This is a genomic window from Rhodopseudomonas sp. BR0C11 (genome assembly GCF_010820945.1).
GTDB lineage: Bacteria > Pseudomonadota > Alphaproteobacteria > Rhizobiales > Xanthobacteraceae > Rhodopseudomonas > Rhodopseudomonas palustris_H.
This window is the reverse complement of the sequence record NZ_QTKI01000128.1, coordinates 1-11558: the sequence shown is the minus strand read 5'-3', so window position 1 is coordinate 11558 and position 11558 is coordinate 1. Positions and strand designations below refer to the sequence as shown.

The following is an 11558-nucleotide window of genomic DNA, read 5'->3' as shown; positions in this document are numbered from 1 at the left end:
TCCCACATCATGGTCGCGACGCCGGATGGCGGCGGAACCAGCCGCGTCCCGGTCCAGCGCACCATCAGGTCCCATACCAGCAGCAGACCGACCGGCACGATCAGCGCAAGGGCGGCGGTGCGGAGCCTAGCTGTAAGTTTGGCGAATTGTCTGGTGCTGCTGCCGCGTACAGTCGCGGCAGCCTTGGTGATTGCGGGGCCACTCATGGCGGATGGGGAGACCGTACTTTCCAAGCTCATCTGTCGCTCACGACGCCGAGATGGCCTTGATGAAGCTTGGATCGATGAAGGTCTTGTAGTCGGGGAGCTGCCGGATCTGCTTCTTGTCGAGCATCTGGGAGCCGTAATACTGCGCCTGCTTCAGAAATTGATCGTCGATGTTCCAGGTCAGCTCGACGTTCGGCGCCGCCTGCTCGATCGACGCCTTCTGCTGGCCGAGCTTCTGCATCGCCATCTCGACGAAGGCGTCGCGGTTGCTCATCGCATATTCGCTGGCCTTGCGATGCACTTTCAGCAGCGTACGGATCAGTTCGGGGTCTTTCTCGATCAGCTCGCGCCGGGTGCTGAGCACCATGTTCAGCGAACCGGTCGGCGTCGAATACGGATACTCGACGATCTTGCCGACGCCGCTGGCGAGGCTGATACCTGCCGCCGGCTCGGCGCCGACATAGGCGTCGATGTCGCCGCGCGCCAGCGCCGGAGCCATATCGCTGAACGAGACGCGGACCGCCTGAATGTCCTTGATCGACATGCCCTCAGCCGCCAACCGGTCGAGGATGACGACCTCCTGGGTCGAGCCCGGCCAGATCGCGACCTTCTTGCCCTTCAGATCCTTGATGCTGGCGATGCCGGAGTCCTTGCCGGCCACCACGGCCATGCCACGATTGCAGGCCGCGCCGACCACCACCACGGGTTCGCCGTTGGCGCCGCCGAGGGTTGCCGCGGCGAGACCGAAGATGCCAAAATCGACCGAGCCGGTGACCACGGCGTTCTTGCCATCGGTCGGGCTCTCGAACGGCACCACCACCACCTTGACGCCCGCCGGCACGAATTTCTCGTAGAAGTACGGCGTGATGCCGTGGATCAGCTTCAAGGTCCCGACCTTGATGACGCGATCCTCCGCAAGCGCTGTCAGGCTGGTGGCGGCAAGCGCTGTCGCGGTCACCGCAAGGCGGATGAAGTGGCGTCTGGTGCTTTTGTGCATGGCTTCCTCGCTGCTGATCCCGGCAAGCCACTGTAGGTGCGACGCAACAACATCAGAAATTTATTGTTTATATCGGTTTTATAAGCTGGCTTAATAGAACGATGCTCGCCCCACTCGACCTCCGCCTGCTGCAGACTTTCATCGTGCTGGTTCAGACCGGCAGCTTTTCGGAAACGTCGCGCCGATTGGGTCGGACCCAGCCAGCCGTCAGCCTGCAGCTCAACCGGCTGGAGGAAGCAACCGGAGCACCGCTGTTCACCAAGGTCGGCCGCAAGCTGGTGCTGACTAATCATGGAGAGCTGGTGCTCGGCTATGCGCGCACTATCATGGGCCTGCAGGACGAACTACGCGCCCGCCTCGCCGCGCCAAAGCTCGACGGCGTGGTCGTGCTCGGGATGCCCGATCTGTACGCCGCATATCTGCTGCCGGGCATCCTGGCTGACTTCCGTAGCGCCTACCCTAATGTCGATGTCGAACTGAAATGCGCGCTGTCGAGCAAGCTGATGGCGTCGGTCGAACGCGCGGAGATTGATCTGGCGATCGTCACGGGGATGCCGGCGTTCAAGGTCGGCGAGTTGGTGGCGCAGGAAGAACTGGTGTGGGTGGCGTCTGAGCGAAGCTCAGTACACCTCGAAAACCCAGTGCCGCTGGCGATGCTGCCGCCCGGCAACATCTTCCGCGATTTCGGTCTCGCGGCGCTCGAGAGCATTGGCCGGATCTGGCGCCTGAGCTGCATCAGCGAGAGCATCAGTGGCATTCAGGCGGCGGTGTTCTCTGGGATTGCGGTCAGTGTTGTTGGCAAGAGCTCGGTGCTGCCGGGAATGCGCATGCTTGGACGCGGTGATACGTTCCCAGCCCTGCCGAAAGTCGATTTGGTGCTCTACCGCTCGGCGCGAAGCTCCAATCCTGCGGCACAGGCGCTCGCCAGCGTGATCGTCCGGCATTTCGCAAATTCAGCGCTCGCTCCAGCGGCGCGGTTCGTCCGAACCCAGGCGGGCAGCGGCTCGCACGAGTAGTAAGCCCTCAGGCGATCACGGCAGCCGCAGATGCGGAGCGGCGATCACGATCGCGCCGATCAGGCCGAATGCTGCGCCGAGCATCAGGACGTGAATATCGACGGCGACCGCCGACCACGACCGAAGCCGCTGGGCTGTCGCGGACTGCAAATGAGGCTGTTGTCGCACCGGTCCATCTCCTGGTTCCGCCGAACAAGAAAGGCCTGACCGTCGTCCTCCGCAAGACGGCCGCCGAAATAACAACGGGCCCGCTGCGCGGGTCCCGGAACCGGAAAAATTCGCCTCTTCCGGAACCTCACCGAAGAGCATTCTTCTCGCCCAACGGAGTTCCGGCCCGCCTTGCCAGCGCCGCCGATCCGGTTTAGCTCCTCTCACACCCCAATCCAGGCAGTTCGACCATGCAGCAGGCCACCGCGCCCAAGATCAGTTTTGTTTCGCTGGGATGCCCCAAGGCCCTGGTCGATTCCGAGCGCATCATCACGCGGTTGCGCGCCGAGGGCTACGAACTGGCGCGCAAGCACGACGGCGCTGACCTCGTGATCGTCAACACCTGCGGCTTTCTCGACAGCGCCAAGCAGGAATCGCTGGCGGCGATCGGCGAAGCGATGGCGGCCAACGGCAAGGTGATCGTCACCGGCTGCATGGGCGCCGAGCCGGAGCAGATCGAAGCCGCCTACCCCGGCGTGCTGTCGATCACCGGACCGCAGCAATATGAAAGCGTGCTCGAGGCGGTGCACCGGGCGCGGCCGGCGCTTCACAACCCGCATCTCGATCTGGTGCCGCCGCAGGGCGTGCGGCTGACGCCGCGGCACTACGCGTATTTGAAGATCTCCGAGGGCTGCAACAATCGCTGCAGCTTCTGCATCATCCCGAAGCTGCGCGGCGATCTCGCATCGCGCCCCGCCGGCGACGTGCTGCGCGAAGCCGAGAAGCTGGTCGCTGCCGGCGTCAAGGAGCTGCTGGTGATCTCGCAGGACACCTCGGCCTACGGCGTCGATGTGAAGTACGCCGAGAGCCCCTGGAAGGATCGCAGCGTCCGCGCCAAATTCCTCGATCTGGCAAACGAGCTCGGCGAGCTCGGCGCCTGGGTGCGGCTGCACTACGTCTATCCGTATCCGCATGTCGACGAGGTGATCGGCCTGATGGCGGACGGCAAGGTGCTGCCCTATCTCGACATCCCGTTCCAGCACGCCAGCCCCGAGGTGCTGAAGCTGATGAAGCGCCCGGCCGCGCAGGACAAGACGCTCGACCGGATCAAGCGCTGGCGCGAGCAGTGTCCGGATCTGGCGCTGCGCTCGACCTTCATTGTGGGCTTCCCTGGCGAGACCGAGCGCGACTTCGAATTCCTGCTCGAATGGCTGGACGAAGCCGAAATCGATCGTCTCGGGGCGTTCAAATACGAGCCGGTCGCCGGCGCACCGTCCAACGCCCTGCCAGATCAGATCTCGGATGAGGTCAAGCAGGAGCGCTGGAACAGGCTGATGGCGCGGCAGCAGGCGATCTCTGCCCGCCGGCTGAAGCGCAAGGTCGGCACCCGTCAGCAGGTGATCATCGACGAGATCGGCCCGACCGTCGCCAAAGGCCGCTCCAAGGCCGATGCGCCGGACATCGACGGCGCGGTCTATCTGTCGAGCCGCCGCCCGCTGCGCGTCGGCGAAATCGTCACCGCCAAGATCGACCGCGCCGACGCGTATGACCTGCATGGGACGGTGGCGGGGTTCTGAGAACCTGTTAGCCGGCGAGCTACATCACCAGCGCAACGTCATCGCCCGGCTTGACCGGGCGACCCAGTATTGCAGAGGGTTCGCATTTACTAACAGGCGCTCTGTAATACTGGATCCCCCGCTTTCGCGGGGGATGACGGTGGTGGGGCAGTGCACAGAAGCGAGCGCTTACGGCTTCAGAATCGAAGCACCGGTCGTCACACGCCCTTCCAGATCGATATGCGCCTTGGCGGCGTCCTTGAGCGCGTAGGCGTGGTTGATCGGGACGTGCAGCTTGCCTTCGATCACGGCCGAGAACAGCGTGTCGGCGCCCTCGATCAGTTCCTTCCGCGTGCCGATATAGTCGTTCAGCTTCGGACGGGTCGCGAACAGCGAGCCGTGGTTGTTGAGCTCGGTGAGCGGGAACGGCGGCACCGGGCCTGAGGCGTTACCGAACGATACAAATAGACCGCGCGGCTTGATGCACTTCAGCGAGCCGGGGAACGTCGCCTTGCCGACGCCGTCATAGACCACGTCGCACAGCTCATTGCGGCTGATCTGCTTGACCCGCGCTACCCAGTCTTCTTCGTTGTAGAGGATGACGTGATCGCAGCCATTGGCCAGCGCCAGATCGGCCTTGGCCTTGGAGCCGACGGTACCGATGACATGCGCGCCGAGCGCCCGCGCCCATTGGCACGCGAGCAGGCCGATGCCGCCGGCGGCAGCGTGGATCAACACGCGGTGGCCGGGCTCGACTTTGAAGGTCTTGTGCAGCAGGTACCAAACCGTCAGGCCCTTGAGCATCAGCACGGCGCCCTGCTCGTAGGTGATGTGGTCGGGCAGTTTCACCAGCTTGGCGGCTTCGATGTTGCGCTCGGTGGCATAGCCGCCGAGGTTCGCGTAGTACGCGACGCGGTCGCCGGGATGGAAATTGGTGACGTGCGGTCCGACCGAGACGACCTCACCGGCAGCCTCGTTGCCGATCACGAACGGCAGCGACGGCGCCTTGTAGAGTCCGGTGCGGAAATACACGTCGATGAAGTTGAGGCCGACCGCGTGCTGGCGGATGCGGACCTCGCCCTCGCCCGGCGGCGGCAGCTCGACGTCCTCGTAGACCAGAACCTCCGGTCCACCCACCTGATGCACCCGCACCGCCTTCGCCATTATCGTCCCCTCAGGTCTATTGTCAGCGTCACGGAATGCCATCGCCCCGGCCTTGTCAACCGGCGGCGATGCGGCGGCGCACGGCGTCACCGCGGCTTGGCGCGGTTACGCTTGGCCAGCACGTTGAAGAACTCCACCGCGGCCGAGAACAGGATGGCGAAGTAGATGTAGCCGCGCGGGATGTGGAACGCGAAACCATCGGCCACCAGCGCCACGCCGATCAGCACCAGGAACGCCAGCGCCAACATCTTGGTGGTCGGGTGCTCGGAGACGAATCGCGCCACCGGGCCGGACGAGACGTACATCACCGCCATCGCGATCAGCACCGCCGCGACCATGATCTCGATGTCCTGGGCCATGCCGATCGCGGTGATGATCGAGTCGATCGAGAACACCAGATCGACCACCACGATCTGCACGATCACCCAGAAGAACGCCCGATCGGCGGTTGAGGCTTGCGCCTCGCCGTCCTTGGCCTCGACCTCGGCATGAATCTCGTGGGTCGCCTTGGCGATCAGAAACAGGCCGCCGAGGATCAGGATGATGTCGCGCCAGGAGAACGCCCTGTCGGCGATGCTGAACACCGGCGCCGTCAGCCCGATCAGCCACACCAGCACGCTGAGCAGCATGAGCCGAAACAGCAGCGCCAGGCCGAGGCCGATCTGGCGCGCGCGGGTCGCCCGCGGCTCGGGGATTCGGGATACCAGCACGGACAGGAAGATGACGTTGTCGATGCCGAGGACAATTTCGAGCGCCGTCAGGGTGAGCAGCGCGGCCCAGGCTTCGGGACTGGACAACAATTCGATCATCGGGGGGCTCGTCGGAATAAGCGGATGACACTATCGGCAAGGCAGACATAGAGGGCGACCGCGCACAGCACGATGGTAACCGGCAGCGGGACTTCGAAGTCGCGGACAATTGCATAGGCAGCGAGCACCGCCCACAGCGCGATCAGCGCCAGCGTCACGGCGCGCAATCGCGCAACACGCACGGGATGCACCACACGAAGTGGCACAAAGGTCAGAACGATCAAGGCTGCTATTCCCAGGCTGCCGACGATCGCCGGCGGGTGCAGCAAGAACAGATAGAATGCTGCTGCGTTCCACAGCGCCGGAAAGCCGCGGAAGTGATTATCGTCGGTCTTCATACGTCGGTCGGCGAAGTACATCGCCGAACTGATCACGATGCCGATGCCGAGCAGCGGCGCTGCGATCGGCAATAGCAGACCACTCGCGGTGATCGCATAGGCCGGCACGAACACGTAGGTGACGAAATCAACCACCAGATCGAGCACGTCGCCCGACCAGTCCGGCTGCAACCTTGCGACGTCCAGGCGCCGCGCCAGCGGGCCGTCGATCGCGTCAATCAGCAGCGCCAACCCGAGCCAGGCGAACATCCCGGCCCAATGCTGGCGGACAGCTTGCAGCATCGCGAGCAATGCGATCGCCGCCCCTGCGGCCGTAAACAGGTGCACGCCGAGCGCGGCGGCGCGGCGTGTGCCAGATCCGGGCGGCAATGGCGAAGGGTCCAACTGTGTCATCGGGCCTCGTGCATATCAGGTTGGGTACCGGTCTGCACAATCAGTTGCGGCGTTCCGTCGCGCAAACGGCCGGAAACGTTAATGTTTCGCGGCGGACTTGAAATCGTCGCTGACGAGAGCAATTGTCCGTGCCATGACCCAGAGCCTGATCGAGCCTAACAGCTACGACGCCATCATTGTCGGCGGCGGTCCCGCCGGCCTCACCGCCGCCATCGCGCTTGCCGAGACCGGCGCTGCCACCGCGCTGATCGCGCGGCTGGTGCCCTACGGCGATAATCGCACCACGGCTCTGCTGGGCGATTCGATCGACATTCTCGACCGACTTGACGTCTGGCGCCGCTGCTCGAGCAAGGCCGCCGCACTGCGGTCGATGCGGCTGGTGGACGATACCGGCCGGCTGATCCGGGCCCCCGAAGTAAAGTTCGCGTCCGATGAAATCGGCATGGACGCGTTCGGCTACAACATCGAGAACCGTGCCCTGCTGGTCGGCCTCGAAGAACGCGCGGCCGAGTTGTCGAACCTGCAGCGTTTCGACGATGAAGCTGAATCGGTCGTGCCGGGCGACGACGAAGTGATCGTTCGGATCCGCGGCGGCCGGACCATCTCGGCCAAGCTGGTGGTCGGCGCCGATGGCCGCCAGTCGCAGTGCCGTGAGGCCGCCGGCATCAAGGTGAGCAGCCGCGCCCTGCACCAGTCGGCGCTGACCTTCAACGTCAAGACGACACGCTCGCACGACAACGTCTCGACCGAGTTTCACACCAAGGAAGGCCCGTGCGTATTCGTGCCCCTGCCGGGTCGTCGGATGAGCATCGTCTGGGTCGCCTCACCGAAAGAGGCGCAGCGGCTGATGGCGCTGTCCGACGACGAATTGTCGGCTGCGGCGGAGAAGCAGTCACAGTCGATCTACGGCAAAATGACCGTCGAGCCCGGCCGCAATCTGTTTCCGCTGGCGATCGAGAAACCGGCCGCGTACGCGCAACATCGCATCGCCTTGGTTGGTGAAGCCGCTCACGTCGTCCCCCCGATCGGGGCGCAGGGGTTGAATATGGGGCTGCGGGATGCCGGCGACCTTGCCGAGATCGTGCGCGACGCGCTGGCGACTGGCACGGATATCGGCTCGGACGCTGTGATGGCGCGCTATGGCCGCAGCCGCGGACCCGACATCGCCAGCCGCACCGCGGCCATCGACATCGCCAACCGCACCCTGCTCAGCGATCTCTTACCCGCGCAGATGCTGCGGGCGGCGGGGATGCATCTGATCAGTTCGGTTGCCCCGATCCGCCGGTTCGCGATGCGCGAGGGGCTGTCGCCGTTCTGGCGCTCGATCTGAGCACGGCTAGCCCGGGAACGGGATCTGCCCGGTCCGGATCAGCCACATCACGGTGGTGAGCGTCACCACCGACATGAAGGTCCCGATCAGCACCGCGACCGACGCCGGCTCGACCCACGTATTGTATTGCCGGGCGATCACGAACACGTTCAGTGCCGGCGGCAGTGACGCCATCAGCACTGCAGTCGCCGCCCATTCGGGCGAAAACGGCCCGAACGCCAATATCAGACAGAACACGATCACTGGGTGCAGCAGCAGCTTGACCGCCACCAGACTGGGGATCTCCCACGGCACCCGCCCGAACGGCCGCAGCGCCACAGTAACGCCGAGCGTGAACAGCGCTACCGGCGCCGCCGCGTTCTGCAAGAAGCCCAGCATCTTATCGACCGCGACCGGCAGCTCGACATGGAACGCAGCCGCCGCCGCTCCGCAATAGGCGGCGACGATCAGCGGGTGGAACAGGATCTCCCGCAGCACCGCGATGATGGTCGGGATCAGCGGCCGTTTGTCGGTAGCGGTGAGCGCCATGCCGAGCGGCACGATCGAAAACAGAAAGATGGTGTCGAAGCAGAAAATCAAAGCGGTCGGCGCCGCCGCCTGGGTGCCAAGCACCGACAACGCCAGCCCCGGCCCCATATAGCCGATATTGCCGTAGCCGCCGGACAGCGCCGCCATCGTCGCCTCCCGCATCGACAGCTTGCCGATCAGTCGGCCGAGCACCCCTGACAGGAAGAAGGCGATCGCGGTCGCCAGCGTGGTCGCCAGCACGAACGGCAGGTTGTTCAGTTCCTCGAACGGCGTCTTCGACATAATGCGGAAGAACAGCGCCGGCAGCGAGACGAAGACGAGGAAGAAATTCATCCAAACCAGGCCCTGTTCGGGCAATTTCTTCCAGCGTCCGCAGGCGAAGCCGACGAAGATCAGGCCGAAATACGGCAGGGCGAGGTTGAGAATATCGATCATGCAAAATGCGGCAGCGGGGCGTTGGAACCTACCGGTATCAGGGAAACCCCGGGTGAACCACCGCGGAGCAGAGTCGCCGGTTTACCACTAGCGTCCGCCGCCAAGCTGGTCTATCCGACTCCCATGATCAAAACGCGAACCGCTAAATTTCAGATCGGTCAGATCGTCCGCCACCGGATCTTCTCGTTCCGCGGGGTTGTGTTCGACATCGATCCGGAATTCGCCAACACCGAGGAATGGTGGCTGGCAATTCCCGAAGAGGTGCGGCCGAGCAAGGACCAGCCGTTCTACCACCTGCTGGCGGAGAACGCGGAGTCGGAATACGTCGCCTACGTGTCGGAGCAGAATCTGCTGCCCGACGATTCCGGCGAGCCGATCCGACATTCCCAGGTCGCCGAGATCTTCATCAAGGACAAGTCCGGCGGCTACCGGCCGCGCAATCCGTCGCTGAACTAATCGGGGACGGCGCGGTTTCGATCGACATATCGACCCGCCCAGCCGGGACGGATTGCAGGAACGCGCCGTCTCACGCGAAAGCACAAAAGCGCAGAGAGCCATATCCCTGCTAGGCTGTCGTGGGAAGGATCTCTCATGACGCTGACGCCTGAGCTTTTGCGCCAGACCCTTACGACTGTGCTGAGCTTGGCGAAACAGGAGGGCGGCTTCGACTACCGCCTGATCGGCACCGCCGCGGACCTGCTGCGCGGAGTGCCGATCGAGCCCTGCGACGTCGACTTCCTCATGCCCACACGCAGCGATGTCGAGACCTTCGCGCGGGCGCTTGCCGCCTACCGATGCCTGAGCCCGCCGACCTGGATGCCCTGTTGCGTGCAGTATTACGCGGCGTTCGAGGTGGGCGGCGTTCAGGTCGATGCCAGCACCGTCGAGTCTCCGTCGCAGTCCGCTTTCATCGAGGCTTTCGGCAGCGGCCCCTGGACGCACTTTTCCGAGATCGCCGTGGGCAACACGCGCGTTGCGGTGGTGGCGCCCGAACTGCGGCTGGCGACCGAACTCTGCCGTGATCGAAAGGATCGCGTCGAAATAATCGCCCGCTGGATGCGCGATCACGGCTGTGACGCGCCGCTGCTGAAGAACGCCATGGAGGCCCGCGGCATCGACGCGGCAACCCAGTTGTCCGTGATGGCAACCGTCACCGGCTGACCGCAGCAGCGCAGGCGAGTACGCAGAAAACAGAAAGGGCGCCACCGGGGCGCCCTTTGCATTTTGCGATTGCAGTCGCGTGTTTACTTGGCAGCCGGGTTGGCGCCGGCCGGAGCCTGAGCTTCCAGCTTCTTGCGCTGCTCTTCGGCGCGCTTCTGCAGCTCTTCCTGCAGCTTCTTCTGGGTCTCTTCGAACTGCTTCGGATCGGTCGGCGGGCCGTCATAGGCCTTGGCGAACTCGGCCAGCGGCAGCGGCAGCGTCAGCGGCGCGCCGTTGGAATTGATCGCCTGGACGATCAGGTTCTGACCCTTCTTGAGCTGATTGATCAGATCCGGCGTCGCTTCATAGTCCGACATACAGCCGTTGGCGAAGCAGATCACATACGGGCTCTGCTGCGGCGCGTTGCTGTCGACGATGATGCGGGTGCCGTGCACGAGCTGCATGCCGAGCGGCAGCGTCACGCGCAGGATCTTCTTCGGCTCGCCTTCCGGCTCGATGATCACAGCGGCGATCACCGGCTGACCGGATTCGATACGGCCGTCCTTACCGGTGAAGCACACCTGCTTGGCATTGGCGTCCTGCCCCTTGAGGCAGAACTTGGTCCAGGGCGCGTAGATCAGCTGAACCTGTTGCTGCTCAGGCTGTCCCTGGGCGGGAGCCTGCTGCGCCGGCGCCGGGGCTGCCTTCGGCGCCGCCTTGGGGGCTGCCTTCGGGGCGGCCGGCTGCTGGGCCTGCGCGGCGGGAGCGATGGTCAACGCCGCAAACGCGGTCGCCGCCAGCAGGGCGAAGGCCCGCCCGCGCGGCCCGGCCGACGCGACCAAGTTGCAAGACTTCATTCGGAAAACCCTTTCTGAAACGGTCGCGCACCCCAACCTGCGACGCTGGAGCTGACAGCGGTCCGTTTGGCCGCTGTCTCGGTGCCAATTGAGGCGGTTACGTGACGAGCCGGTGGGCATCATCGACTGCCCGCCTTCAATACATTGGCGAACGCAAAGATCAATGGCAACAATCCCCCGGCACCGGTTTCCAGTCGCTAATGTGGTAAAAATCCCGGCGTGGGACGCGCCGAATCAAAGCACCGCTTCATCCGCCGAATCAAGGTCCTCGCCGTCGCGTTCGCGATCGGCACCGGATGCCTGACCGGCGTTACGACGGCAGGCGCCGAGCCGGCCGGCACTCCCGCACCTGCGATCGTCAGCCATGCGATCGCGATGAACGGCAAGCCCGCGCAGCCTTCCGACTTTACCGCGATGCCCTACGTGAACCCGGACGCCCCCAAGGGCGGTCGGATGATCGCCAGCGTCGTCGGCGCGTTCGACAGTCTCAACCCGCTGATCGTCAAAGGCATCGCCGTCCAGCAGATGCGAGGTTATGTGATCGAAAGTCTGCTGGCGCGCGGCCACGACGAGCCGTTCACCTTGTACGGCCTGCTCGCGCGCTCGGTCGAAATCGACGACATTCGCAGCTACGTCACATTC

The 11558-nt window shown here is 64.3% G+C and carries 12 protein-coding genes and 2 pseudogenes; 6 read left to right on the top strand and 8 right to left on the bottom strand.

Features of this window, described 5'->3' with window-relative positions:
- Both DYI24_RS12190 and DYI24_RS12185 read right to left on the bottom strand, forming a co-directional pair.
- A pseudogene (locus tag DYI24_RS12190) lies at window positions 1-206 on the bottom strand (ABC transporter permease); the annotation flags it as partial.
- Window positions 207-246: 40 nt separating this feature from the next.
- Window positions 247-1203, bottom strand: coding sequence for an ABC transporter substrate-binding protein (locus tag DYI24_RS12185; protein ID WP_164572471.1), 957 nt, complete (start codon window positions 1201-1203; stop codon window positions 247-249).
- A gap of 101 nt (window positions 1204-1304) precedes the next feature.
- Between DYI24_RS12185 and DYI24_RS12180 the strand changes: the two genes are divergently transcribed.
- Window positions 1305-2219: a LysR substrate-binding domain-containing protein gene (locus tag DYI24_RS12180; RefSeq protein WP_164572470.1), complete on the top strand. Its 915-nt coding sequence runs from the start codon at window positions 1305-1307 to the stop codon at window positions 2217-2219.
- Window positions 2220-2234: 15 nt separating this feature from the next.
- Here DYI24_RS12180 and DYI24_RS12175 read toward each other — a convergent pair whose 3' ends face one another.
- Window positions 2235-2387 (bottom strand): hypothetical protein, encoded by a 153-nt coding sequence (locus DYI24_RS12175; RefSeq protein ID WP_159060686.1) that lies wholly within the window; start codon window positions 2385-2387, stop codon window positions 2235-2237.
- Window positions 2388-2617: 230 nt separating this feature from the next.
- On the opposite strand from DYI24_RS12175, the gene rimO reads away from it, so the two are divergent.
- Window positions 2618-3943, top strand: coding sequence for a 30S ribosomal protein S12 methylthiotransferase RimO (gene rimO, locus DYI24_RS12170; protein ID WP_164572469.1), 1326 nt, complete (start codon window positions 2618-2620; stop codon window positions 3941-3943).
- A 168-nt stretch (window positions 3944-4111) separates the two neighbouring features.
- Here rimO and DYI24_RS12165 read toward each other — a convergent pair whose 3' ends face one another.
- The 3 genes from DYI24_RS12165 to pcsA form a co-directional block, all read right to left on the bottom strand.
- On the bottom strand, window positions 4112-5086 hold the full coding sequence (locus DYI24_RS12165; protein ID WP_164572468.1) for a quinone oxidoreductase family protein: 975 nt from the start codon (window positions 5084-5086) through the stop codon (window positions 4112-4114).
- Between the two features lie 86 nt (window positions 5087-5172).
- Window positions 5173-5895 carry a TerC family protein gene (locus tag DYI24_RS12160; protein WP_164572467.1) on the bottom strand — a complete coding sequence of 241 codons (723 nt, stop codon included), beginning with the start codon at window positions 5893-5895 and terminating at the stop codon, window positions 5173-5175.
- Entirely contained in the window at window positions 5892-6626 is a 735-nt protein-coding gene (gene pcsA / locus DYI24_RS12155; RefSeq protein WP_164572466.1) for a phosphatidylcholine synthase, read from the bottom strand. The genes DYI24_RS12160 and pcsA overlap by 4 nt, the downstream gene beginning before the upstream one ends.
- A 133-nt stretch (window positions 6627-6759) precedes the next feature.
- Between pcsA and DYI24_RS12150 the strand changes: the two genes are divergently transcribed.
- Complete coding sequence (locus DYI24_RS12150) at window positions 6760-7956, top strand: UbiH/UbiF family hydroxylase (protein WP_164572465.1); 1197 nt, start codon at window positions 6760-6762, stop codon at window positions 7954-7956.
- A 6-nt stretch (window positions 7957-7962) separates the two neighbouring features.
- On the opposite strand, the gene DYI24_RS12145 is transcribed toward DYI24_RS12150, so the two are convergent.
- Complete coding sequence (locus DYI24_RS12145; protein WP_164572464.1) at window positions 7963-8919, bottom strand: AEC family transporter; 957 nt, start codon at window positions 8917-8919, stop codon at window positions 7963-7965.
- 123 nt (window positions 8920-9042) lie between these two features.
- Between DYI24_RS12145 and hspQ the strand changes: the two genes are divergently transcribed.
- Entirely contained in the window at window positions 9043-9375 is a 333-nt protein-coding gene (hspQ, locus tag DYI24_RS12140) for a heat shock protein HspQ (protein ID WP_011158219.1), read from the top strand.
- 135 nt (window positions 9376-9510) lie between these two features.
- A complete protein-coding gene (locus DYI24_RS12135; RefSeq protein ID WP_164572463.1) occupies window positions 9511-10080 on the top strand; it encodes a hypothetical protein in 570 nt (189 codons plus the stop codon).
- A gap of 83 nt (window positions 10081-10163) precedes the next feature.
- Here the strand turns inward: DYI24_RS12135 and DYI24_RS12130 are convergent, their stop codons facing one another.
- Entirely contained in the window at window positions 10164-10916 is a 753-nt protein-coding gene (locus DYI24_RS12130) for an invasion associated locus B family protein (protein WP_107355717.1), read from the bottom strand.
- A 219-nt stretch (window positions 10917-11135) separates the two neighbouring features.
- Here DYI24_RS12130 and DYI24_RS12125 point away from each other — a divergent pair.
- Window positions 11136-11558 (top strand): annotated as a pseudogene (locus DYI24_RS12125) (ABC transporter substrate-binding protein); the annotation flags it as partial.